Source organism: Mesorhizobium sp. (genome assembly GCF_005063415.1).
Classification (GTDB): domain Bacteria; phylum Pseudomonadota; class Alphaproteobacteria; order Rhizobiales; family Rhizobiaceae; genus Mesorhizobium.
In genome coordinates this window covers 1-273 of record NZ_SUEG01000010.1, presented here as the reverse complement: position 1 = coordinate 273, position 273 = coordinate 1, and the positions used below count along the sequence as shown (strand labels likewise).

Genomic DNA, 273 nt, shown 5'->3' with positions numbered 1-273 from the left:
AAGCCGCTGCAGAAGCGCGGCATCGAACTGGCAAGGCAAGCACGCGACCAGGCCGGCGACGCGGCGATCGCCGGCTGCCTGTCGCCGCTGTTCGGCAGCTATGCGCCGGCGCTGACGATATCGTTCCAGGATACGCTCGACATCTATCGCCGCATCGTTGCCGAGCAGGCGGACGGCGTCGATCTGTTTCTGTGCGAAACCATGGCGTCGGCCGAAGAGGCGCGCGCCGCCGTCACCGCGGCCTCGGAAAGCGCCCACGACACCCATACGGGC

General features: G+C 68.1%; 1 protein-coding gene. It reads left to right on the top strand.

From position 1 onward, the window contains the following. Positions 1-273: homocysteine S-methyltransferase family protein (locus tag E5W70_RS04970; RefSeq protein ID WP_292654673.1), on the top strand; the 273-nt coding region annotated here is incomplete at both ends.